This is a genomic window from Pseudoalteromonas sp. XMcav1-K, assembly GCF_044005875.1.
Lineage (GTDB): Bacteria > Pseudomonadota > Gammaproteobacteria > Enterobacterales > Alteromonadaceae > Pseudoalteromonas > Pseudoalteromonas spongiae.
In genome coordinates, this window is sequence record NZ_JBIPJE010000025.1 from 15,204 (window position 1) to 40,634 (window position 25,431).

Genomic DNA, 25,431 nt, shown 5'->3' on the forward strand with positions numbered 1-25,431 from the left:
AGAAACGAGCTATTTTAAGCTATTCTCTTACTGTTTTACTTTTAACTCAACAGCGCCATTGGATATTTCATAAATATCTTTTATTGCTTGCTCTGCATTTCGCTCATCAATAGCAATTTGCCATGCAATATTGGCGGAAAATTCTTTTTCAATATTACTGCCACTAAACTGGCTATTAATATGCTGTTCAATGACACCTTGCAACGCATAGCTTGATTCACCAAGTAACGTCACCATAGGTACGCGAGTTAAGAGCTCTATGTCACTTAACGCATTATTAAGCGAGCCACCATAAGCTCGCACCAAGCCACCCGTGCCTAACTTTATGCCACCAAAATAACGCGTAATTACCGCGGTAATTTCACCAAGCCCTGAGCCCATCAAAACATTCAACATTGGTTTGCCCGCCGTGCCATTGGGTTCACCATCGTCAGAAAAGCCCAATACATGGCTACCGCCAGGCTCGCCCGCGACATGTGCCCAACAGTTGTGACGTGCATCTGGGTATTCTAGATTGATACGTTTAATAAACGCTTTAGCATCGGCAATGGTTGGCGTATGCGCAATATGCACAATAAACGTACTTTTTTTTATTTCTTCACGATACAAGGTTCGTGTTGCTGGGTACTGGTATTCTTGAGTCATAATTTACAAAATAAAAAGGAGCCGAATGGCTCCTTAAAGTGTATCACTTGCTAATTAGATTAAGCTAAACCTAAATCGCGTGTCATATTTTCATTGCGGTCTTGGTGCACAATCACATTATCTTCAATACGAATACCACCAAATGGCTTAAACGACTCAACTGTTTTCCAATTGATATACTGATTGCTATCTGTTTGCGCTAAGTCTGCTAACAATGAATCAATAAAGTAAAGTCCAGGCTCAATGGTAAACACTTGGTTTGCTTCAATTAAGCGTGTACAACGTAAGAATGGATGACCTTCAGGTGGCGCTTGATGCGTACCGCGCGCATCTGCCATAAAACCACCCATATCATGAACTTGTAAACCTAAATGATGGCCTAAACCATGTGGGAAGAAGGTCTTTGTGATGCCTTTTTCAACAATGGCATCAGCCGATAAGTTAACAATATTAAAGTCACTTAGAACTTGCGCTACTCGCTGATGGCAGTCTAAATGAAGCTCACCATACTTGATGCCCGGCTTTAACCCTTCACATAAAGCTTGTTGATGCGTATTCAACGCACTCACTAACTCTGCAAACTGACCTTGCTGTTTAAAGTCATAAGTACGCGTAATATCAGCCGCATAACCGTTGAAATTTGCACCCGCATCAATCAAAAATGATAAATGTTGATCGGGCTTCGCAATATCTAAGTGAGTGTAATGTAAAATCGCGCAGTTTTTGTTAAGGGCAACGATATTGCCATAAGGCATTTGATTTTCAGTATGTTGCGTTGCAACAAGATACGCATGCTGAATATCGTACTCCGAACCACCTGCAAAAAATGCATCGCGCGCCGCTGTATGGCCAAGTACTGCTAAACGGTTTGCTTCGCGTAAACATACTAGCTCGTAATCTGTTTTATAAGCACGGTGATAGTGTAAGTAGTTTAAAACACCTTCAGGGTTAATTGCGTTAAACCCTAATGCTTTCGCTACTTCAATGTATTCACCAATATAAGCAAACCTTTCTTTATCATAAGGCAGTAATTGCTCAACTTGTTCTGGAGATTTTAATAAACAAATATCAAAGTATTCAGCCCAGAAGTCACTTGGCTCGTCTGGCACTTTATGCCAGAAATCTACAGGACGATAGAAAATCAATTTTGGCTTATCAACGCCGTTTACCACTAACCAGCAATGAGGATTATCAATCACAGGTAGCCAAGCTTTAAATTGCGGATTTACTTTAAACGGGTAATCCATATCATCTAAGAATTGGCGTTTTGCTTGACCTGAGTGAATGATCAGACCATCAAGTCCTTCACGCGCTAAAACATCTTTGGTACGTGACTGTAAGGTTGCTATATGCGCTGCATAAGTTGTTGAAAGTTTATCCATTATTAATCCAGTTCAGTGTGTTCTAAAAACAAGTGTATCATCTTGGCCCACCATTCTTAAGGGGTGGACAAAAATCGAGAACATTTACTCTGTAAATTGATTAGCAATATATTTGCCAAAACTACCTTTTGATTTTCATTGAAATGAGTTCATCAAATAGGTTTTCTTTGTTGCCTGAGCGCGTTGCATACACTTGACGATAAGCGTAAACATTTTTTACGTACTCACGTGTTTCACGATACGGTATTGCTTCAACCCATAGATCAAAATCGACCGCTTCTTGAGGTAACCAGCGTTTCACTTTGTGATAACCCGCATTATATGAGGCTGTCGCAATCACCTCGTTACCTTTACTTTTTTTCTTTAAATACTTGAGATACTGCGTACCCAAGCGAATATTAATATGAGGCTTTTTAAGTTGATTACGGCTGACGCTGCCTTTATTTACGTAGCGTGCGGTGCTTGGCAATAACTGCATTAAACCAATAGCCCCCGCGCTTGAATGAGCATCTGAGGCAAATGAGCTTTCACGTCGTGAAATCGCATAAGCCCATGTTTTATCAACCTTACTACGGCTACTAAAACGCTCAAACTGATCGCTGTAAGGCGTAGGAAAACGGTAATCAAGCATATTGTAAGCCTTTAGTTGGCTCATCACGCGAATAACACTATCATGCCACCCCATATCATTCGCTAAACTGGCTGCCGCTAGCTTTTCATCATCGGTAGAGCCTGCTATTAGCGAATTCCATTCACGGCGCGCTGAATAAAAACGATCTAATTCATACAATGCTTTTGCTCGTTTAAAACCAGGGCTTTCACTAACAAGTTTTTGCTTTTGAGGATCAACAACCACAGGTTGGTATTCAAGCGAAACCGCTAAATCTAACCGTGATGCCGCTAAAAAGCCGTAGTAATCGCGCTTTTGGGCCAACTCTTTCCACAACTGACTAGCTCGCTGTGCGTCACCAATCTTATGATATGCATATGCCAACCAGTAGCGATAACCGTTATTCAGTGTTTTACCCGTTGAATAGGCAATAACCCCTTGCCAGTCTTGCTCGCGCAACATATTACTAAGCTGCCATTGCATTAGCTTGCTATCGTGTCTTTCTGGCGCCACTTTATTTAAGTAAAACTTTGCTTCTTTATGTTTTCCCGACGCCAACGAAAGCGCAAAAATATAATACAACGACTGTTTTTGTTGCTCGGTATAATCGAACATGGTTTCAAGCTTTTGCCATGCACGAATAGCTAAATCACGGTCGCGCCACACCAAACGCTTAACGCCATAAAGTGCTATTTGGCCTTCCTTGTCGGTACGTTTTTTAAAGCGATAAAGCCCGGCGGCGGCGGATGGATCTCGTCTTACTGTTTTATACAAATCAGCCAAGTAACGCTCGTTCTTCGGCAGCAAACGACTCAGGTAAGCCAGCAAACTAGTATTGCCTTTCTCCGATACTTTGGTAATACGTTGCCACACCAGTTCTTGATTTAAATGCCCTGCTTTTTTCCATTTTGAAAAAAGTACATCACATTCTTTAGGCTGTGATTTAGCAACGCTCCAAAGCTCATCCACTTGGTTAAAAATGGCCTCTTTGGGTGCACCAAGTTGTAACTGATAGTTTAGGTAGGTGCATTGATACTCCGCTTTTCTGGTCGGACGGTAAGCGTCGATATAAAGTGCTTTTTTATTGCTTTTCTTTAAATTATCTAACCATGCGTAACGCACTTTCCACTCAAGTGGAGTGCCTTGATAGGTATCTAAAAACTTTTTAATTTCTTGCTGGTTAGCAAGCCATGGGGAATTAGCAAGATAAGTGGCCTCAGCATAAGGCGCTAGCGGATGTGACGACTGTTTTAACGCGCGATAAAAATCGCGCTTATCATTTTTCTTGGCGAGCTTTTCAAGTGCCAAGAAGTCTTTGTGCGCGGCTTTATCCGCGCTTGCGTTCAACGCTGAAGAAGAAAGTACCAAGCTAACAAGCGCTGTTAAAATCACCGATTTTTTCACTGTTTTGCTCTCTTTACCACAGAAATAAAAGGCGCTGTGGTTATCTATTTAAATAAATTTAAAAATGCGCTGCATAATTCTAGCGTTTACGCTAACTGCAGTAATGCCATCTTAATCAATGCAAACCTAAACGTCAGCCTTTTAAGCTTAATCCCCTTATTGATACGACCACTGACAACACTTACGTTAATTTTTTTGTCCAGTTTTTAATCTTATGTAAAAAGCCAACTAAAATTTTAATTGCAATTTAATCGCAAAGAAGCGACACTGCGTAAAAACCAAACTCATCGTACCAGTTATAGTGCGAGAAATTAGGGAGCAATAATATGCTATTTCAAAGCGAATCTTTTCAGGTTGCTTTTGTTAAAGACAACATTGCTGAGTTTAAGTTCTGTGTTCCAGGCTCAGTAAATAAGCTTTCTCAGCAAACTCTTAGCGACTGTGGCGCTGCATTAAAAGAGCTAGCTGCTAACAAAGACATTAAAGGTATGATTTTCACCAGTGACAAAGATCACTTTATTGTTGGTGCTGACATTTTTGAATTTTTACCTACCTTTAAAAAATCTGAAGAAGAACTAACTCAGTGGATTAAAAATGCTACTGACGTTTTCGACCTACTCGAAGATTTACCTTTCCCAACGATTTCAGCAATCAATGGCATGGCCCTTGGTGGTGGTTGTGAATGGGTACTTGCTACTGACTTCCGCGTAGCAAGTGAAGAATTAAAAATGGGCTTACCTGAAGTTAAACTAGGCATTATGCCGGGCTTTGGTGGTACAGTTCGTCTACCACGTATTATCGGTGCTGATAATGCCATGACGTGGATTACAACAGGTAAAGAACACCGTGCTAAGCAAGCGCTTGTTGTGGGTGCTGTTGATGCTGTTGTAGCAAAAGACAAGCTGGTTGATTCAGCAATTAAAATGGTTGAACTAGCAGCAAACGGAAAACTAGATTGGCAAACAAAACGCCAAGCGAAGTTAGACCCGCTAGCTATGAACCAAATGGAACAAGGCATGAGCTTTGCGACAGCGCAAGGCATGGTATTTGGTAAAACAAAAGGTCATTACCCTTCTCCGCTGATGGCTGTTGCAACAATTAAAGCTGCTGCAAACCACGGCCGCACTGAAGCAATGGCAATTGAGAATATGAACTTTGCTAAGCTGGCTAAAACTGATGAAGCAGCTGCGCAAGTGGGTATTTTCCTAGCAGACCAATTTATTAAGTCTAAAGCACGCAAACTTGCTAAAAACAGTTCAACTGATATCAAGCAAGCTGCTGTATTGGGTGCAGGTATTATGGGTGGCGGTATTGCATACCAGTCTGCTTATAAAGGCACGCCAATCATTATGAAAGACATCAACCAAGCTGCCCTTGATCTTGGTATGCAAGAAGCATCAAAACTGCTTGGCAATAAAGTTCAACGCGGTCATATGAAGCTTGAGCAAATGGTTGCAACTTTAGGCGCAATCAAACCAACGCTAAGCGATGACGATGTTAAAAAAGCTGACATCATTGTTGAAGCGGTTGTTGAAAATCCAAAGATTAAACAAGCAGTACTTTCTCAACTAGAAAAAGACATGCCTGAAGGCACAGTACTAACATCAAATACTTCAACAATTCGTATTGATGAATTAGCAAGTGCACTTGAAAAACCAGAAAATTTCTGTGGTATGCACTTCTTTAACCCTGTGCACCGTATGCCACTGGTTGAAATTATTCGCGGTGAAAAAACATCTGACGAAACCATTAATGCCGTTGTTGATTACGCATTAAAATTAGGTAAGTCACCGATTGTTGTAAATGACTGCCCTGGATTCTTTGTTAACCGTGTGCTTTTCCCTTACTTTGCCGGCTTTAACCAGTTAGTGGTTGAAGGTGCAGATTTTGCGAAAGCGGATAAAGTAATGGAAAACGTGTTTGGCTGGCCAATGGGCCCTGCTTACCTGCTTGATGTTGTTGGTCTTGATACAGCAAATCACTGTACAGGTGTAATGGCAGACGGTTTCCCTGAACGTATGGCTGAACAAGAAAAAGATCCAGTTGCTCTGCTTGTTAAAGAAGGTCGTTTTGGTCAGAAAAATGGTAAAGGTTTCTACCAATACGCACCAGACCGTAAAGGTAAACCTAAGAAAGCAAAAGATGCAGATGCAATTGAGCTACTAAGCACGATTTGCGATGCACCAAAAGAGTTTAGCAAAGAAGAAGTCATCGACCGTTGTATGATCCCAATGCTGAATGAAGTGCTTCTGTGTTTACAAGAAAACATTGTTGCTTCACCACAAGAAGCAGATATGGCACTTATTTACGGCTTAGGCTTCCCTCCATTCAGAGGTGGTGCTTTCCGTTATTTAGACCAGATTGGTTTAGCTAACTTTGTAGCAAAAGCGGATCAATACGCACACTTAGGTGCGATTTACCAAGTTTCTGATATCACGCGTCAGTGGGCAGAAGAAGGTCGTCAATTTTATTCAGTAGAGGGTGCATAATATGAAAACACCAGTAATTGTTGATTGTATTCGTACCCCTATGGGTCGTTCTAAAAACGGTGTTTTTAGAAACGTACGTGCCGAAGATTTAAGTGCACAATTAATGAAAGGGTTAGTTGAACGTAACCCCGCTTTAAATCCAGCTGATATTAATGATATCTACTGGGGTTGTGTACAACAAACGCTAGAGCAAGGCTTTAATGTTGCGCGTAACGCGCAGCTGTTAGCAGGTATTCCTCACAGCGTACCAGCAACTACAGTTAACCGTTTATGTGGTTCATCTATGCAAGCCTTACATGATGCAGCACGTGCAATTATGACCGGCTGTGGTGATGTTTACCTGGTTGGTGGTGTTGAACACATGGGTCACGTACCAATGAACCACGGTGTTGACTTTCACCCAGGTTTATCAAAGTCAGTAGCACAAGCTGCAGGCATGATGGGTTTAACTGCTGAATACTTAGGTAAGCAGCACGGCATCTCTCGTCAGCAACAAGATGAGTTTGCAGCGCGTTCTCATGCTCGCGCTCACGCAGCAACGGTAGAAGGTCGTTTCAAAAATGAAATCTACCCTATTACTGGCCACGATGCTGACGGTGCAATGATTTTAGTTGAAGACGATGAAGTAATTCGTCCTGAAACAACTGTAGAAGGCCTGTCACAGCTTCGCCCAGTGTTTGACCCAGCAAATGGTACTGTAACAGCTGGTACATCATCAGCGCTTTCAGATGGTGCATCTGCAATGCTTATTATGAGCGAAGAAAAAGCTAACGAACTTGGCTTAACCATTCGTGCAAAAGTAAAAGCCATGGGTGTTGCTGGTTGCGATCCATCAATCATGGGTTACGGCCCTGTTCCCGCTTCGAAAAAGGCTTTAAAAGCTGCTGGCTTAACTATTGATGATATTGATGTAGCAGAGCTTAATGAAGCATTTGCAGCACAAGCTTTACCGGTACTGAAAGACTTAGGTTTAACCGATGTGGTTGACGAAAAAGTTAACCTAAACGGTGGTGCAATTTCACTTGGACACCCACTAGGTTGTTCAGGTACGCGTATCAGCACAACACTTATTAATCTTATGGAAGACAAAGACGCAAAATATGGTCTTGCAACCATGTGTATTGGTTTAGGCCAAGGCATCGCAACCATTTTTGAACGCCCGTAAGATTTAAACAAGAACCGATTTATTCTTGGTGATAAGGCGCTGTCTCGAAAGAGCAGCGCCTTTTTTATGCACGACGGTTTACATCACACGCTTAGCCACCTACAATTCCGCCTCTACTTTTTAACAGGGCTAAATTTTCCATGACTGATTTTTCAAATGCAGATCACACGCTTGATGCAATTGGCTTACGTTGCCCTGAACCGGTGATGATGGTGCGTGGTGCAATTCGAAAAATGCAGCACGGTGAAACTTTAGTAGTGATTGCAGATGATCCATCAACAACCCGCGATATCCCGTCTTTTTGTCGCTTTATGGATCACACCTTATTGGCACAAGAAGTAGAAAATGAACCGTATAAATATTTAATAAAAAAAGGGCTTTAAACGCCCTTTTTTATTGCTTACCGGTAAGACAAGAGCTTGTTTAATTTAGCTCAATTGCCTACTCAAAAATTTGGTTAATCGTAACCAGTGGCGTACTTTTGTTGCGGAAGTTTATTGATACTTCATACCAGCCAGCCTCATAAGGCGTAAAACTAAAATAGTTATACACACTGTCGCAGTTTGCTTGTACTGGAATACCAACTTCTAAAAACTTATCTAAGTCTTCATTTTTAAAACCACAGTTATACCCTTGCGTCCAATTAGCGTCAGCTACTTTAAATTCGTATGCTTTACCAATTGAGCCAAACTTAACTTTTGTGCTGTAAACATTGGCTGTTTGCTGTGTTAATTGATAGGCTTTTTGCGCTTCCCATAAAGTAAAGTCACCACGTAGATATAGTGTGGTATCAACATTACCCACATTACTTGTTTGATCTAATAGGCTATCGTCTGTGCTTGAGCAACCAACTAGTACTAAGCTAGCAAGTGCCATAATTGAAAGTGATGCTCTTTTCATTGTTGTTATCCGCGATTTTCTAAGCTTAATTACTATACTAAATATCGTATAATTTTATGCAAGCGGCTTTTGTACCTGTTGCGAATATTTCCGCTATAACTAAGCTAAATACAGAATAAGTGGCTTTAAAATAAAAAAGCCGGTGATTACACCGGCTTTTTCTGTGCGTTTTGCTTACTTTTGTAACAGTGAAATATCCGCTACCTGTAAGAATAAACTTCTTAACTGACTCAGCATTGTTAAACGATTTAGTTTCACGGCTTCATCGTCAGCCATTACCATTACGTTATCAAAGAAGGTATCAACTACTCCACGTAAATCTGCAAGACTCGTCAAAATAGTTTGGTAATCATGTGCTGCAAATGCCGGAGCTAATTCCACTTGGTAGTGCGCAATTTTCTCTGCTAATTGCTTTTCAGCGTCTTCAGCTAATAGGCTCTCATTAACAGTCTCTGTAAGTTCTGCTTCATTCTTAGCTAAGATGTTACCTACGCGCTTATTAGCCGCTGCGAGCGCTTCTGCTGCGTCTAATTCACGGAAGTTAGATACCGCTTTAACGCGTTGATCAAAGTCCGCTGGCTTAGTTGGGCGACGTGCCAACACTGCTTGAATAATGTCAACACTAAAGCCTTCGTCTTGATACCAAGCACGGAAACGACCAAGCATAAAATCAATTACATCAGATTCAACATTGTCATTGCTAAGCTTATCGCCAAATAGCGATTTTGCTTTTGCAATTAAATCTACTAAGTCTAGGTTATAGCCCTTTTCAACAATAATACGCAATACACCTAGTGATGCACGGCGTAGCGCAAATGGATCTGAACCTTTTGGTGCTTGACCAATACCGAAGATACCCACAATCGTATCGAGCTTATCAGCCATCGCAACTGCAGCGGATACACCTGAGCTTGGTAACTCGTCACCTGCAAAACGCGGCATGTATTGTTCGTAAAGTGCTTTCGCCACTTCCGCATCTTCACCGTCGTGCGTTGCATAGTGCATACCCATAACACCTTGCGTATCGGTAAATTCAAATACCATTGATGTCATAAGGTCACATTTTGCCAGTAGACCAGCACGCTTAGATTTTTCAACGTCTGCTTCGATTTGTTCAGCAATGTAACCAGCAAGCTCGGTAATGCGGTCAGTTTTATCTTTAATGGTACCAAGCTGTTTTTGGAAAATAGCTTGGTCTAACTCAGGTAAGCGATCGATTAACGGGCGCTTACGGTCGGTATTAAAGAAGAACTCAGCATCAGCCAAACGAGGACGAACAACCTTTTCATTACCTTCAATTACATAACGAGGTTCTTTTGATTCAATGTTTGAAACAAAGATAAAGTTAGGTAATAACTTTTTGTTTTCGTCGTAAACTGGGAAGTATTTCTGGTCACCTTTCATGGTGTACACAAGAGCTTCTGAAGGTACTTTTAAGAACTCTTCTTCAAACTTAGCCGTCAGTACAACAGGCCATTCAACAAGCGAAGTTACCTCTTCAACTAAGTCATCTTCTAAGTCCGCAATACCACCTACAGCTTGCGCTGCTTTTTGTGCATCGGCAAGAATAATCGCTTTACGTGCTTCGTAATCTGCCATTACTTTACCGCGCTCTTCTAAAATCGCTGGATATTGCTCGGCAGAATCAATGGTAAACTCTTGTTCACCCATAAAGCGGTGACCACGAATAGTTCTATCTGATGCGACACCTAAAATCTCACCCGCAACTAACTCGTTACCCATTAACATTGTTAATGTTTTAACTGGGCGAATAAATTGCGTTGTTTTATTACCCCAACGCATTGGCTTGGCGATCGGTAATTTAGCAAGCGCTTGCGCTGCAAGCTCAACGATAATTTCGCTAGTCGCTTTACCTTTTACTTCTTGTTTGAATAAAAGCCACTCGCCTTTTTCTGTTTTTAAACGGTCAGCTTGCTCAACGGTAATACCATTACCGCGCGCCCAACCTTGTGCCGCTTTTGTCGCATTTCCGTCTTCATCAAATGCAACTGAAATTGCTGGGCCACGTTTTTCAACGACTTTGTCAGATTGAGATTCAGCAAGTGCCGCTACTTTTAGCGCTAAACGACGCGGTGCAGCGAACCACTTTACGCCTTCATGACTTAACTCAGCAGCTTTTAATTCTGCTTCAAAATTTGATGCAAAGCTTTCAGCTAGCGTACGAAGCTGTGTTGGTGGTAGTTCTTCAGTGCCTAATTCAATTAAAAATTCTTTTGCCATGATTACTTCTCCTCACCACTTTTTTTACACATTGGGAAACCTAACGCTTCACGCGATGCGTAATACGCTTCAGCAGTTGCTTTAGTAAGGTTGCGAATACGAAGAATATAGCGTTGACGTTCTGTCACTGAAATTGCTTTACGTGCATCTAATAAGTTAAATGCGTGCGCCGCTTTTAAGATGCGCTCATATGCCGGAAGTGGTAACGGTGTTTCTAGCGCTAATAATTCTTGTGATTCTTTTTCACACTGGTCAAAGAAACTAAATAAGAAATCAACGTCGGCGTGTTCAAAATTATAAGTCGATTGTTCAACTTCATTTTGATGAAAAATATCACCGTAAGTAACCTTGCTACCATCTGGCGCATGGTTCCAAACTAGGTCATATACTGAATCTACTTCTTGAATGTACATCGCTAAACGCTCAATACCGTAAGTGATTTCACCTGTTACAGGCTTACACTCAAGGCCACCTACTTGCTGGAAGTAAGTAAACTGAGTCACTTCCATACCGTTTAACCACACTTCCCAACCAAGACCCCAAGCACCTAGCGTTGGGTTTTCCCAGTTATCTTCTACGAAGCGTATATCATGTACTAGAGGGTCAACACCTAATACTTCTAAAGAGCCTAAATAGAGCTCCTGAATGTTATCTGGCGACGGTTTTAACGCAACTTGGAACTGGTAGTAATGTTGCAGACGGTTCGGGTTTTCACCATAGCGACCATCAGTTGGACGACGTGACGGTTGAACGTATGCAGTAGACATTGGCTCTGGGCCAAGTGCACGCAAACATGTCATCGGGTGCGATGTACCCGCACCTACTTCCATATCGAGTGGCTGAACGATAGTACAGCCGTTTTGTGCCCAGTAATCCTGTAATGCTAGGATCATTCCCTGGAAGGTTTTGATATCGTATTTTTGCATTGGCTTTAGCTGATATTTTAATCTGAAAAATTACGCCACAGTATACCGCGGCAGCAAACAGGTTTTAAGCGATTTGTTGATTTACGGCCAATAAAAAAGGGCCATTTAGGCCCTTTTATGAAAAATATTCACTATATTCTAAACATCTAAGTTCACAACTTTAAGCGCGTTTTGTTCGATAAACTCACGACGCGGCTCAACTTGGTCACCCATTAACGTCGAGAATAATTGGTCAGCTGCAATCGCATCTTCAATAGTTACTTTCAACATACGGCGTACTTCAGGGTCCATTGTAGTTTCCCAAAGCTGATCTGGGTTCATCTCACCAAGACCTTTGTATCGTTGAATGTATAAACCACGTTTAGATTCAGCAATTAACCAGTTAAGCGCTTCAACAAAGCTTGAAACCTGTAAGGTCTTTTCACCACGTTGAATATAGCCACCTTCTTCAATTAGGTTGCCAATTTGCTCACCCGTTTTCGCAATTGCTAAATAATCGCGAGACGTTAGGAATTCGTAATTCAGTACATGCTCACGGTCTACACCGTGCTGACGAATTACAATATTTGGATAGAATAAGTTACGCTCTTCATCTTTCTTCACTTGTGCCGTGAATATAGTTGCGTCGGTATCTTTTTCCGTTAAGTAAGCAACAAGATTATCCGTCCACTCACGCACGTGCGCTTCGTTCGCTAAATCTGCTTCATTAATTTTAGCTGAGTAAACCAATGAGTTAAGCACACTTAATGGATACTTACGTGTTAGGCGCGTGATAATTGTTTCGGTCGCTTGATAATCTTTAACTAACGACTCTAACGCCGTATCTTTAATTGCAGGCGCATCTTCATTAACGTATAGCGATGAGTTATCTAACGCCAATGTTGTTAAGTATTCAATTAACGCTGGATCATCTTTGATGTAACGCTCTTGCTTGCCTTTTTTCACTTTATATAGTGGTGGCTGAGCAATATATACGTAACCACGCTCAACAATCTCTGGCATTTGACGATAGAAGAAGGTCAATAGTAACGTACGAATGTGCGAACCATCGACGTCGGCATCGGTCATGATAATAATACTGTGATAACGCAGTTTTTCTGGGTTATATTCATCGCGGCCAATACCACAACCTAATGCTGTGATTAGCGTTGCAACTTCCTGCGAAGATAGCATCTTATCAAAACGTGCTTTTTCAACGTTTAGAATTTTACCTTTCAGCGGTAGAATCGCCTGATTCTTACGGTTACGACCTTGCTTAGCCGAACCGCCCGCTGAGTCACCCTCCACTATATATAGTTCAGAAAGTGCTGGGTCTTTTTCTTGGCAGTCCGCTAATTTACCTGGTAAACCTGCCAGGTCCATTGCACCTTTACGGCGTGTCATTTCACGCGCTTTACGTGCTGCTTCACGCGCACGCGCTGCATCAATAATCTTAGTAACTACTATTTTTGCATCTTGTGGGTTTTCTAATAAGTATTCACTTAATTTTTCACCCATAGCTTGCTCTACAGCCGATTTAACTTCACTTGATACAAGTTTGTCTTTCGTCTGAGATGAGAATTTTGGATCAGGTACTTTAACAGAGATAACCGCAGTTAAACCTTCACGGGCATCGTCACCTGAAGCACTGCTTTTCTCTTTCTTATTAAAGCCTTCTTTTTCCATATACGTATTTAATGTACGCGTTAAGGCGCTTCTAAAGCCCGCTAAGTGCGTACCACCATCACGTTGTGGAATATTATTTGTGAAGCAGTAAATACCTTCTTGGAAACCATCGTTCCACTGCATTGCTACTTCTACACTAATACCGTCTTCTTCACGTGTTGAAGTGAAGTGGAAAACATTTTGGTTAACTGGTGTTTTATTGGTATTTAGGAATTCAACAAACGCTTGAATACCACCTTCATATTTAAAGTGGTCTTTCTTCTCATCACGCTCATCTGCAAGAATGATACTTACACCTGAGTTTAGGAATGAAAGTTCACGTAAACGCTTTGCAAGAATATCGTAATGGAAGTTTACATCACTGAATGTTTCTGAGCTTGGCCAAAAACGAATTTCAGTACCATTGGTCTCTGATTCACCCACTACTGCTAATGGCGCAGCAGGTTCACCCATATTATAAATTTGTTCGTGAATTTTACCTTCACGGCGAATGGTTAGTTTTAGCTTTTCAGAAAGTGCATTTACTACTGAAACACCTACACCGTGTAAACCACCCGATACTTTATATGAGTTGTCATCGAATTTACCACCAGCGTGAAGTACCGTCATAATAACTTCAGCTGCAGATACACCTTCCTCTTCGTGAATTTCTGTCGGAATACCACGACCATTATCGCGTACCGATACAGAACCATCAGAATGGATAGTTACATAAACATCATCACAGAAGCCTGCTAATGCTTCATCAATTGAGTTATCAACGACTTCAAACACCATATGATGAAGACCCGTTCCATCATCCGTGTCACCTATGTACATCCCAGGACGCTTTCTTACTGCATCCAGTCCTTTTAGTACTTTAATACTCGACGAATCGTAATTTTCAGACATGGTTTCTTCCAATTAACTTGTTATTAGTTTGCCATGTTTCACGTGGAACACTTTCATATTTTTATTTAGAGGTTCCACCACAGCTGAAATACTGTCGTAATCAATAGCGCTTATAAACAGCTGTGAATTTGAATGAGCGAGTAACTCACTTACAGCTTGTTTTGTTTCACTGCTTAATTCAGACGGTAAATCATCAATTAAAAAAAGTGATTGTTTATCTGTTTCACTTTCAATCAGGCTATTTTGACAAATCTTTAGCGCATACATTAAAAGCTTCAACTGCCCCCGTGACAAAAAATTATCAACTGCGATACCGTCAATTAAAAAGTTGATATCGGCTTTATGAGGGCCTTTACTGGTGTAACCCAGTTTTGCGTCTCTTTCGAAGTTTTTACCCAGTTGCTCAGCTAAATCATCTTCAGCTTTCCAACCTGGAGAAAAATCAAAAGTAAGACTTTTAAATAATTCAATCTGACTAGCTATCTTATCAAAAAACAGGTTAGATAACCTAGTTATATATGTGGTTCTAAGTGTATTTATCTTTGTCGCGATTGTTACAAATTCTTTATCCCAGAACTGAATTTGTTGCTCAAATCCATGTGGTTTTTGCTTTAACAGCGCATTGCGTTGTTTCAATAATTTATTAAAACGATACCAATGATAATAAAACTCTTGTTCCACGTGGAACAATCCTAAATCTAAAAAGCGACGGCGCTCTTTTGGACCACCAAAAAACAGCTCAAAACTTTCTGGGGTAATCACTTGCACAGGAAGCACTTCTGCAAGCTGTGCCATGCGGTCACAGCGCTTTCCATGAACTTTTGCCAGCGTATCACCAGAGCGTTCTTTTTGCAGCCCTACAGGGATTTGTAGGCTGTTAAATTGCTTTTTACCATGCAGTACCATGGCATTTTTTTGATGTTGAATTACAGCTTTAAATTTAGAAGTGCGGAAAGATTTACCGTGAGACAGAAAATAAATGGCTTCAAGTAAACTACTTTTACCGCTGCCATTCTCTCCAATAATCACATTAACTTCAGGAGAGGGTTCAAAGCTTAGCGCTTCAATATTACGAAAATTTGAAACATTAAAGGTAACTAAGCTCATTTAATTATACTTACTCCAACCACTATAAACGCATCGGCATTACAACGTACATGGCGCCTTCGTCGCCCTGTCCTTCAATTAATGCACTACTATTTGAATCAAGTAAGGTAAATAAAACGTCTTCGGTTTTAATGGTATTTAATACTTCTAATAAGTACGACACATTAAAACCAATTTCTAAATCAGGGCCTTGGTACATTACTTCTACGGTTTCTTCCGCCTGTTCTTGCTCTGGGTTATTGGCAGAAATCGTTAACTCGCCTGAAGTAAGGTTTAACCTTACACCGCGGAATTTTTCGTTTGAAAGGATCGATACTCGGGCAAATGCGCTGCGTAACCACTCGCGATTAGCCACAATTTGTTTGTCACCACCACGTGGTAATACGCGACGATAATCAGGGAAACGACCATCAACTAATTTAGATGTAAAGATAAATGCTTGGTCGATAATACGAACATGATTAGCGCCTAACTGAATTTCAACAACTTCATCGTCAGCAATCAATAAGCGCATAATTTCTTGTACGCCTTTACGTGGAATAATTACCTGTCGTTGAGTATTAAGTGATGCTTCTAATGGTTTTTGCGCTAATGCTAAACGGTGGCCATCGGTTGCAACCGTTTTAACTACATCGTTTTCGATTTCCAGTGACATACCATTCAGATAGTATCTAACATCTTGATTTGCCATAGAAAAACTTGTACTCTCAAGTAACTTTCTAAGTTCTAAACGCGTTAGGTTAAGGGTTACTTCGCTATCCCAGTTTTCTAAATTAGGAAAGTCTTCCGCCGCTAATGTCGCTAATGAAAAACGACTTTTTCCAGACGTAAGTAACACTTGTGCGTCTTGAATCGTTAGCGTGATATCAGAACCATCAGGCAAGCTCTTACAAATGTCCAATAGCTTTTTAGCCGGTAATGTAAGCTTACAGTCTGCTACTGGTTCGGCTAATACCACACTTGCTACAAGTTCTATTTCAAGATCGGTACCTGTGAAATAAAGTACACCTTCTTTTACCTCTAACAACACATTAGATAGAATCGGTAACGTATGTTTGCGCTCAATCGCCCCTGAAACCTGCATTAAAGGTTGTAAAAATTGCTCGCGCGAAATAGTAATTTTCATGCTGTACTCGTCCTAAGATGACAAAGTTCTAATCAAGTTTTGATAATCTTCTTTTACTTCGTGAGATTCTTCACGAAGTGACTTCACTTTTCTACATGCATGTAGCACGGTTGTATGATCTCGTCCGCCAAACGCATCGCCGATTTCAGGCAAACTGTGATTGGTTAATTCTTTTGATAATGCCATTGCAACTTGGCGTGGCCTTGCAACTGAACGACTGCGACGTTTTGATAATAAGTCAGAAACGCGAATACGGTAGTACTCTGCGACTGTTCTTTGAATATTATCGATCGTTACCAGTTTATCTTGTAATGCGAGTAAATCACGCAGCGCTTCTTTTACAAAGTCGATAGTAATTGGCCTACCGGTAAAATTAGCATTGGCAATTACGCGGTTTAATGCCCCTTCTAGTTCACGTACGTTAGAACGCAAACGCTTGGCAATAAAGAATGCTACTTCTTCAGGTAATTTAATTTGGCTTTGCTGCGCCTTCTTCATCAAGATGGCGACGCGCGTTTCAAGCTCTGGCGGCTCAATCGCAATAGTTAAACCCCAGCCAAATCGCGATTTAAGGCGATCCTCTACCCCTTCAATTTCTTTTGGATAGCGGTCTGAGGTTAAAATAATTTGTTGGTTACCTTCTAATAATGCATTAAAGGTATGAAAGAACTCTTCTTGTGAACGTTCTTTATTAGCAAAAAACTGAATATCATCGATAAGTAATGCGTCAACGCTACGGTAATAACGTTTAAATTCTTCAATCGCATTATTTTGCAGCGCTTTTACCATATCTTGTACGAAACGCTCAGAGTGCATATAAACAATTTTTGCATTCTCTTTTTTATCTAAGATGCCATTACCGACAGCATGTAATAAGTGGGTTTTACCTAAACCTGTGCCACCATAAATAAAAACAGGGTTAAAGGCCGAACCAGGGTTATCAGCAACCTGCGTTGCTGCAGCTTTTGCTAGTTGGTTCGATTTACCTTCAACAAAGCTATCAAAGGTATAGTTTTCTTTGATATTTGATTTAGGCATGTTTTTAGGTGCAGGCTCAACAGGCGCTTTGTTTTCTTTTTTAACGGGCGCTTCAACTGCTGCTTTTTCTTGCGCTGGTGTTTGTGGTGCTGCGGGTTTGCTAATATTAACCGTACTGCCAACTTCAAAACGTAATTCCGGCGCTTCGTCACCACAAATCTCAATTAATAACTCGTTAATACGGTTTAGGTATTTTTCACGCACCCAATCAAGCACAAAGCGGTTAGGCGCATAAATAGTGAGGGTATCTTCAGTGCTTTCTGCCTGTAGCGGACGCACCCACATACTAAATTGTTGTGATGGCAGTTCATCTTGTAAAACGTAAAGACAGCTTTGCCAAACCGACAAATACACGGCAACCCCCAATAATATTCCCGCTCACCAAAATGGAGCAGAAATTAAGCATCAAATCCAAGTTAAGACTGCCATTATGAAGCTAGTTTATCCACAACATCAACATTGATTTTTATATTTTTTATGATCTGACACAGGTAAATATATAACTTATTATTTTTAAATGCTTTTTAGTTAAAAAATAATGTGGATAAATTATTAATAAAAAGCTTGATCAAAATGATTAAAGTAGATCTATAAAAGTTTTCCAAAGAAAAGTCGCAATTTTTACACTATCATTGTGGAAAACTTTATTTTAAAATTGATCCTCACTGGATCAACAGAGAAATACAGTACGATCTCTCCTTATATAAAGGTAAATGTAACTACCTTGTTAAGATTAGAACGGCTTTTATTCAATGCTTATAATTAACGCGACTATTGTGTGTTTTTTATTGACTTTGTGTGTGCTTCTCTATAACATCTCGCGCTCGCAATGGCACCTGTGCCAGGATCGCGACCTGCATAGGATGTTTTAACTTTTAACCGATCGGATGGAATATAGTTATGAAAAGAACTTTTCAACCTAGCGTTCTTAAGCGTAAACGTACTCACGGTTTCCGTGCACGTATGGCGACTAAAAATGGTCGTAAAGTTTTAGCACGTCGTCGTGCTAAGGGCCGTAAGGTTCTTTCTGCTTAATATAGTGGAAGACTTTCGCTTTGGTAGGGAGTTACGTCTGTTAACTCCCTCACACTACTCCCGCATCTTCAATGAGCCTGCACGCGCAGCAAATCAACACTTTACTCTTTTAGCAAAACGAAATGATTTAGACCATCCACGTCTTGGTTTAACCATAGCTAAAAAACGCGTTAAAAAAGCAGTACAACGTAATCGCATTAAACGACTTGCCCGTGAAAATTTCCGCTTAAACCGCCATCAACTCGACAATATTGATATTGTTTTAATGGTTAAAACTGGCGTTGATGAATTATCTAACGAAGAGTTGCATAAGCAATTAACTAAGCTTTGGCGCAAAATTAATGAGCGTTGCCAACCTGGCTATAAGCCAAAACCACGCCCTAATCACTGGCAAAAAAACAAAAACGCAAAAAAACCGAATAACAAAGCCTAATAAACCTGTTGTTGCATAGCAAAACTAGGCAAATTTAGGTAAAGTTAGCTCACCTTTTAATCAGGCACTTTTTCATTAAATGCACTTTTTATTTGCTCTGCCGAGTAATCTGATGATCTTAATTATTAAGGTATATCAAAAACTACTCAGTCCACTGCTTGGCCAAAACTGTCGTTTTACCCCGACATGCTCAAGTTATGCGATAGATGCAATAAAAATACATGGATTTGTAAAAGGGAGTTGGTTCGCAGCGAAACGCATTATAAAATGTCACCCTTTGCATCCAGGTGGGGATGATCCCGTGCCTGATAAACAAAATTCACTTAAACAACACCGCGAGAAATAAGAGCTGTTATGGAATCACAACGCACGTTTTTATTTATCGGTTTTCTTTTGGTAAGTTTTCTTTTATTCCAACAATGGAATATGGATAACAACCCACAAGTAAATACCGAGACAAGTGCTACAACGCAAACATCTACAAACCAGTCTGCCAACAATGACTTTGTTCCACAGTCATCAACTGGCGACTTACCTGTAGCGAACGTCGCAAACTCACGTCAAATTATTGATGTAACAACCGATGTATTTTCTGTAAAACTTGATACCTTTGGTGGCGATATCATCGAAACCAAGCTATTAAATTTCAAAGAAAAAATCGATAGCGATAACCCATTTATGTTGCTTGGCGTGTTAGACGGCAATCAATATTTCTCACAAAGTGGCTTAATTGGTTTACACGGACCAGATGCATCATCTGACGGTCGTCCAACATACCAAGCAGCACAAACAAGTTACCAGCTAAAAGGTGATGAGCTACGTGTACCACTTACATTTGTTAAAGACGGTGTTAGCTATACCAAAACATATATTTTCACAGCGGGTCGTTACGATGTTGCCGTTGAATATCAAATTGCTAACAACACAGCTGAAACAAAGCAAGTTCAGTTATTTACGCAAATTAAGCGTTCGATCACCGAAAAAGGTGGCATGATTGACCAAACATATTTAGGTACAGCTTACGGTACAGCAGAAGAGCCTTACGAAAAGTACAGCTTTGATGACATTAAAGAGCGTGACCTAAATATTAACACTACAACGGGTTATATCAGTTTTATCCAGCACTACTTTGTAAGTGCATGGGTACCAAACCAAGAGCAACAAAACAACATTTACACTAAGGCTCGCAGCGATAATTCAGTTATTATCGGTTTAAAAGGCCCACTAGAAAACGTTGCAGCAAATAGCACGCATACAATTAGCTCTACGTATTATATGGGTCCTAAAGATTCTGCTACGCTTGAAGCGTTACAAACAGACTTAGACCTAACCGTAGACTACGGCTGGTTATGGTTTATTTCACAACCTCTACACTCATTACTAATGTGGTTATACGGCTTAATTGGTAGCCTAGGCTTAGCAATCATCGCGATTACCGTTATCGTGAAAATGGTGCTTTACCCACTTACTAAAGCCCAGTACACCTCAATGGCTAAAATGCGTAACCTTCAGCCAAAAATTATGGCGCTGAAAGATCGTTACGGCGATGACCGTCAGAAGATGGGTCAAGCAATGATGGAAATGTACCGCAAAGAAAAAGTTAACCCTATGGGTGGCTGTTTCCCACTATTGCTACAAATGCCAATCTTCCTAGGTTTATTCTATGTATTTATGGAATCAGTAGAAATTCGTCACACTGAATTCTTATACCTAAATGACTTAGCAGCGATGGACCCATACTTCATCTTACCAATTCTATTTGGTGCAAGTATGTTCCTTATGCAAAAGCTGCAGCCAATGACGGTTACAGATCCAATGCAGCAGAAAATGATGACTTGGATGCCGGTAATGTTCTCAGTATTCTTTATCTGGTTCCCATCAGGTCTTGTAATGTACTGGTTAGTATCTAACTTAATTTCAATTGCTCAGATGCTATACATCTACAAAGGCATGGAAAAGAAAGGTATCTCGGTTAAATCATAAACCGAACTAAATAAATGAAAGGCGACACAGTGTGTCGCCTTTTTTATGCGTGCCAGTTACAATATAAGTAACTAAAGCTATCAATTCATCTCTATGTTCAATCAAGATACCATCGTTGCTCAAGCAACGGCGCCCGGCAAAGGCGGTGTAGGCATTATTCGCGTTTCTGGCAAACTATCACAACAAGTTGCTGAAAAAGTCTTAGGCAAATGCCCAAAACCGCGCTATGCCGATTATCTATCATTTAATACCTTGCAAGGCGAACAACTCGATCAAGGTATTGCGCTGTACTTTAAAGGTCCTAATTCTTTTACTGGTGAAGACGTACTTGAGCTTCAAGGTCATGGTGGCCCAGTAATTATTGATATGCTGCTGCGCGAAATCACGCAAATTGACGGTGTGCGTTTAGCTAAACCCGGTGAATTTAGTGAGCGTGCATTTTTAAACGACAAGATGGATTTAACCCAAGCTGAGGCGATTGCTGATTTAATTAATGCAAACTCAGAGCAAGCAGCTAAAAGTGCCCTACACTCGCTGCAAGGTCAATTTTCTAAACATATCGACACGCTAGTAGAACAAGTTATTCACCTGCGTATGTATGTTGAAGCTGCCATTGATTTCCCCGATGAAGAAATCGACTTTTTATCTGACGGTAAAGTCGCGAACGATTTAAATGCGATTATTGAACAACTTGATAACGTAACCGCACAAGCCAAACAAGGTGCGATTATGCGTGAAGGTATGCGCGTAGTAATTGCTGGCCGCCCTAACGCGGGGAAATCAAGCCTGCTTAATGCCCTTGCTGGCCGTGAAGCAGCCATTGTTACAGATATTGCCGGTACTACCCGTGACGTACTACGTGAACACATCGATATTGACGGTATGCCATTGCATATTATCGACACCGCAGGTCTGCGTGAAAGCCCAGATGTAGTTGAACAAATTGGTATTGAGCGCGCTTGGCAAGAAATTAATCAAGCCGATCGCGTATTGTTTATGGTTGATAGCACCGAAACAAACGAAACCGATCCTGCAAAAATTTGGCCTGAATTTGCTGAGAAATTACCACAAGGTATGGGCATCAGCGTTATTCGAAATAAAGCCGATCTATCAGGTGAAAACATCAAAATTGATGACTCTGCTAACACACCTGTACTGAGCGTGAGCGCTAACAGTGGCGAAGGCGTTGAACTGGTTAAATCACACCTTAAACAAATCATGGGTTTCCAAGGCGCTACTGAAGGCAGCTTTATGGCACGCCGCCGTCACCTTGATGCATTAGAAAGTGCAGCGTATCACCTAGCAACAGGCAAAGATCAGTTAGAAATGCACATTGCCGGTGAAATATTAGCAGAAGAGCTGCGTTTAACCCAACAATATCTCAACGAGATCACCGGCGAATTTACCTCTGATGATTTGCTTGGCAAAATCTTCAGCTCATTCTGTATTGGTAAATAAATAGCGTCAAAATGTTAAAAGGCCAGCAATTGCTGGCCTTTTATATTGTTCTAACTAAGCTCTTGATGAGCTGCCACTTCACCTTTTTGCCAATAAACACTAAAACGCTGATCGTACTTATTAAATTGAGCATTTTGCTTAATACATTTACGCACAATTTTAATCATGCTTCCCTCACCTGCAACCCACACAAGCCCGTCTCGCATCATGGTTTGCTGTGCTTGCAATGCGATTACTAATTTATGTACTGAATCAAAGTTAAACACATCAACTTTTGCAGTTAAGTGGTTGTTTAAGTACTCGGTGCTGCCATTAAGCAAGTAAACATGTGTTTTAACAATGCTAGCGGACTCTTCTATTCGCCTTGCAATAGCGGGCAGTGCTGTATTATCACCTATCAATATTTGATGCGCGTAGCTGTTATCGGTGGTAATCGATGATCTGGGTCCTGCAACAATTAAGCTATCCCCCAACTTTGTATTGCAAGCCCAATTACTTGCAACACCGCCAGAATGCTTTTCAAAATCTATGGTTAACCGGTTAGTAATATGAGAGAAATAACGCGGCGTGTAATTTCGCATAATGGTTTCACCGTTAATCTCGTCAAAAACAAGCTTTACATGATCATCAAAATTAGGTGACACAAAATTACTTAGTGATTCTCCACTAAATACAATTCGTATAAATTGCTCACCAATATGCTGAATATCCTCTACAAAAACATCGCGAAAAAGCACATCAAGAAATACCCGCTCACCATTACTAACAACGTCTTCCAACTGCATTACTACTCCTTAGTTATTTTGCCCGTAGATGAGATAAAAAAGTGTCGCTGTCATAACTGTTATGAAAGACACCTCGATTAATAAGCTCTGGTACCAATTTATCGAGCGCTAAATTTAACGAACTGGTAGCGCCTCCGGGTAATAAAATAACGCCATCTATCGCGCCATCATTAAACCAATCCGCTATTTCGTCTGCTGCTTGTGATACGGTACCGATAATTTGCCAATGAGATGATGCAGCCACTTCAGGCGATTTAAGCAGTTCATCTACCGTGATCGGTTGCTGCTCTATTTTGTTACGTAATAACTGTGCATGTGTGCGACTGCGAGGTGCAACTGATACTGGCTGTAACATTGCTGCACATATCACGGCATCGCTCGCCAGTGTCGATACATCAATTCCTGTTGCTTGCTTAATAAAGCCAATACGTTTACTTAAGCTTTTGCTTGATTGTGTCTCGCTATAAAGCTGTTTAGCCTGAGCCTCAGATTCTGCTAAAAACAAACTTACTCCCGATAGCACACGAATATCTGACTCATCACGTCCAAGCTTGTTCGCTCTTTGCCTTAGCTCATTCCTGAGCGAAATAGCGACTTGTTTATTTGGTGTTGCGGCGAATATGGCATGAGCCACTGTTGCAGCAAATTCTTTACCTGTATCCGATGCGCCCGCTTGTACAATAGGCAAGGTTTCATCTTTAAATGCAGGTATTGAAAGCGGTCCCGCCACCTTAAAGTAATTACCATTGTGGTTTATCGGCTGAATTTGCGTACTGTTCGCGTACTGGCCTGTATCACGATTGAAACACAGTGAATGATTGGGAAAGCTTTGCCATAATGATTTTACAATCTCTGTGAATTCTGCCGCTTGTGTATACTTTTCGTCTGCTGGTGGCATCACCTCAAGACCAAAGTTTTGCTGACCATCCAATGCAGTAACAATATTCCACGCGATGCGCCCTTTGCTGATCCAATTTAAAGACTGTAGTTGACGAGCAACATGAAATGGCTGATTAAATGTAGTGGAAGCGGTCGTTATCAGACCAATGCGCTGCGTATGAGTCGCAACCGCGGTTAATAATAACGTCGGATCAAGGCCACTAAATCCCGGTGAGTTTTCTAGCTCAGCATAATCAACAAATAACGAATCTGGTCGAAACACAAAATCGAGTTTGAGTGCTTCTGCACGCTTTGCTAAATCAATGTAATAGTCGATATCGTAAAAGGCTTCGATTTGTGAATCGGATTGCCGCCAACTTGAACCAGAAACCCAAGTAGGCGCCAATGACAGCCCGATGATCATTGATTTATTAGTCATTTCCCAACTCCATACTAAGTTTTGATGTACTGTGTAACGGCACGATCAAAGGGGATTGTGTAGTTTCATCAAAATGCACATGAGCTTTAATGCCGAATACGTCTTGCAACAGCTCGCTTGTAATAACGTCTATTGGCGACCCAGTTACAACTATTTTTCCGGCTTTCATCACAATTAAATGATCAGCAAAGCGTGCAGCCTGATTTAAATCGTGCAGCACCATTACTATTGTATGCTTATGCATATGATTAAGGGTTTGGCACAGCGCTAACACATCTAGCTGATGTGAAATATCAAGAAAAGAGGTAGGCTCATCCATCAAAATAGTCGCCGCAGATTGCGCTAATACCATTGCAATCCATGCACGTTGGCGCTGACCACCAGAAACGCTATTGAGCTGTTTATCAGCAATATCGAGTAAATCGGTTTGCCGCAGCGCATGAGTAATAGCTAATTGGTCTTGCTCACTGTTGTTCTGAAACCAGTTTTGATAGGCATAACGCCCCCGGGATACAAGTTCTTTAATTGTTATACCCGACGGCGAATGCGGGTTTTGTGGTAAAAAAGCAAGTCGCTTCGCCCGTGTTTTAGGCTTCAATTGCGCCAAGTTTTCTTCTTCAAAAATCACCATGCCGTTATGCGGTGTGGTTACATTTGCCAGTAAGTTAAGTAATGTCGACTTACCACACCCATTTGGGCCAACAATCATAGTAACTTTGCTGGCGGGAATGGTGATATTTAAGTTTTTAATAATAGGTGTATTGCCGTAGTTAAACGACAAGTTAGCCGCTACAAATTTATCTGCTAAGTTAAAATCGATCATCTCGCTA

The 25,431-nt window shown here is 40.9% G+C and carries 21 protein-coding genes; 8 read left to right on the forward strand and 13 right to left on the reverse strand.

The features are described from left to right. Positions 1-27: 27 nt before the first annotated feature. The 3 genes from ACHSBP_RS02960 to ACHSBP_RS02970 form a co-directional block, all read right to left on the reverse strand. Positions 28-645 carry a YigZ family protein gene (locus ACHSBP_RS02960; protein ID WP_395388123.1) on the reverse strand — a complete coding sequence of 206 codons (618 nt, stop codon included), beginning with the start codon at positions 643-645 and terminating at the stop codon, positions 28-30. Between the two features lie 59 nt (positions 646-704). Beyond that, positions 705-2,027: a Xaa-Pro dipeptidase gene (gene pepQ, locus ACHSBP_RS02965; RefSeq protein ID WP_395388124.1), complete on the reverse strand. Its 1,323-nt coding sequence runs from the start codon at positions 2,025-2,027 to the stop codon at positions 705-707. A 121-nt stretch (positions 2,028-2,148) separates the two neighbouring features. Beyond that, positions 2,149-4,041 carry a transglycosylase SLT domain-containing protein gene (locus ACHSBP_RS02970; RefSeq protein ID WP_010561300.1) on the reverse strand — a complete coding sequence of 631 codons (1,893 nt, stop codon included), beginning with the start codon at positions 4,039-4,041 and terminating at the stop codon, positions 2,149-2,151. 326 nt (positions 4,042-4,367) lie between these two features. Here ACHSBP_RS02970 and fadB point away from each other — a divergent pair, with 326 nt between their 5' ends. The 3 genes from fadB (at position 4,368) to tusA (ending at position 8,078) form a co-directional block, all read left to right on the forward strand. Continuing rightward, positions 4,368-6,530 (forward strand): fatty acid oxidation complex subunit alpha FadB, encoded by a 2,163-nt coding sequence (fadB, locus tag ACHSBP_RS02975; protein ID WP_395388125.1) that lies wholly within the window; start codon positions 4,368-4,370, stop codon positions 6,528-6,530. Between the two features lies 1 nt (position 6,531). After that, positions 6,532-7,695 (forward strand): acetyl-CoA C-acyltransferase FadA, encoded by a 1,164-nt coding sequence (gene fadA / locus ACHSBP_RS02980; protein WP_105173025.1) that lies wholly within the window; start codon positions 6,532-6,534, stop codon positions 7,693-7,695. 140 nt (positions 7,696-7,835) lie between these two features. Then, entirely contained in the window at positions 7,836-8,078 is a 243-nt protein-coding gene (gene tusA, locus ACHSBP_RS02985) for a sulfurtransferase TusA (protein ID WP_010561303.1), read from the forward strand. Between the two features lie 58 nt (positions 8,079-8,136). On the opposite strand, the gene ACHSBP_RS02990 is transcribed toward tusA, so the two are convergent. From ACHSBP_RS02990 to dnaA, 7 genes are all read right to left on the reverse strand, one after another. Next, positions 8,137-8,595, reverse strand: coding sequence for a hypothetical protein (locus ACHSBP_RS02990; RefSeq protein ID WP_021033062.1), 459 nt, complete (start codon positions 8,593-8,595; stop codon positions 8,137-8,139). A gap of 174 nt (positions 8,596-8,769) precedes the next feature. Further along, positions 8,770-10,836: a glycine--tRNA ligase subunit beta gene (glyS, locus tag ACHSBP_RS02995; protein WP_010561305.1), complete on the reverse strand. Its 2,067-nt coding sequence runs from the start codon at positions 10,834-10,836 to the stop codon at positions 8,770-8,772. A 2-nt stretch (positions 10,837-10,838) separates the two neighbouring features. Beyond that, entirely contained in the window at positions 10,839-11,762 is a 924-nt protein-coding gene (gene glyQ, locus ACHSBP_RS03000; protein WP_010561306.1) for a glycine--tRNA ligase subunit alpha, read from the reverse strand. A gap of 138 nt (positions 11,763-11,900) precedes the next feature. After that, positions 11,901-14,318: a DNA topoisomerase (ATP-hydrolyzing) subunit B gene (gene gyrB / locus ACHSBP_RS03005; protein ID WP_010561307.1), complete on the reverse strand. Its 2,418-nt coding sequence runs from the start codon at positions 14,316-14,318 to the stop codon at positions 11,901-11,903. Between the two features lie 12 nt (positions 14,319-14,330). Next, positions 14,331-15,425, reverse strand: coding sequence for a DNA replication/repair protein RecF (recF, locus tag ACHSBP_RS03010; RefSeq protein WP_010561308.1), 1,095 nt, complete (start codon positions 15,423-15,425; stop codon positions 14,331-14,333). A 22-nt stretch (positions 15,426-15,447) separates the two neighbouring features. Next, positions 15,448-16,551, reverse strand: coding sequence for a DNA polymerase III subunit beta (gene dnaN, locus ACHSBP_RS03015; RefSeq protein ID WP_010561309.1), 1,104 nt, complete (start codon positions 16,549-16,551; stop codon positions 15,448-15,450). 12 nt (positions 16,552-16,563) lie between these two features. Next, positions 16,564-17,943 carry a chromosomal replication initiator protein DnaA gene (gene dnaA, locus ACHSBP_RS03020; RefSeq protein WP_040642370.1) on the reverse strand — a complete coding sequence of 460 codons (1,380 nt, stop codon included), beginning with the start codon at positions 17,941-17,943 and terminating at the stop codon, positions 16,564-16,566. A 546-nt stretch (positions 17,944-18,489) separates the two neighbouring features. Here dnaA and rpmH point away from each other — a divergent pair. From rpmH to mnmE, 5 genes are all read left to right on the forward strand, one after another. Beyond that, on the forward strand, positions 18,490-18,624 hold the full coding sequence (gene rpmH / locus ACHSBP_RS03025; protein ID WP_010376846.1) for a 50S ribosomal protein L34: 135 nt from the start codon (positions 18,490-18,492) through the stop codon (positions 18,622-18,624). 4 nt (positions 18,625-18,628) lie between these two features. After that, complete coding sequence (gene rnpA, locus ACHSBP_RS03030) at positions 18,629-19,057, forward strand: ribonuclease P protein component (RefSeq protein WP_010561311.1); 429 nt, start codon at positions 18,629-18,631, stop codon at positions 19,055-19,057. A gap of 79 nt (positions 19,058-19,136) precedes the next feature. After that, positions 19,137-19,403, forward strand: coding sequence for a membrane protein insertion efficiency factor YidD (gene yidD, locus ACHSBP_RS03035; protein WP_010561312.1), 267 nt, complete (start codon positions 19,137-19,139; stop codon positions 19,401-19,403). An 8-nt stretch (positions 19,404-19,411) separates the two neighbouring features. Beyond that, positions 19,412-21,040: a membrane protein insertase YidC gene (yidC, locus tag ACHSBP_RS03040; RefSeq protein WP_010561313.1), complete on the forward strand. Its 1,629-nt coding sequence runs from the start codon at positions 19,412-19,414 to the stop codon at positions 21,038-21,040. 93 nt (positions 21,041-21,133) lie between these two features. After that, on the forward strand, positions 21,134-22,498 hold the full coding sequence (mnmE, locus tag ACHSBP_RS03045; RefSeq protein WP_010561314.1) for a tRNA uridine-5-carboxymethylaminomethyl(34) synthesis GTPase MnmE: 1,365 nt from the start codon (positions 21,134-21,136) through the stop codon (positions 22,496-22,498). Between the two features lie 50 nt (positions 22,499-22,548). On the opposite strand, the gene ACHSBP_RS03050 is transcribed toward mnmE, so the two are convergent. From ACHSBP_RS03050 to ACHSBP_RS03060, 3 genes are read right to left on the reverse strand one after another with little or no spacing between them, the layout of a single operon-like run. Next, positions 22,549-23,283 carry a siderophore-interacting protein gene (locus tag ACHSBP_RS03050; protein ID WP_010561315.1) on the reverse strand — a complete coding sequence of 245 codons (735 nt, stop codon included), beginning with the start codon at positions 23,281-23,283 and terminating at the stop codon, positions 22,549-22,551. A 13-nt stretch (positions 23,284-23,296) separates the two neighbouring features. Further along, positions 23,297-24,601, reverse strand: a complete 1,305-nt coding sequence (locus tag ACHSBP_RS03055; protein WP_010561316.1) for an NtaA/DmoA family FMN-dependent monooxygenase — start codon at positions 24,599-24,601, stop codon at positions 23,297-23,299. Beyond that, a complete protein-coding gene (locus ACHSBP_RS03060) occupies positions 24,594-25,424 on the reverse strand; it encodes an ABC transporter ATP-binding protein (protein ID WP_010561317.1) in 831 nt (276 codons plus the stop codon). The genes ACHSBP_RS03055 and ACHSBP_RS03060 overlap by 8 nt, the downstream gene beginning before the upstream one ends. Positions 25,425-25,431 lie beyond the last annotated feature (7 nt).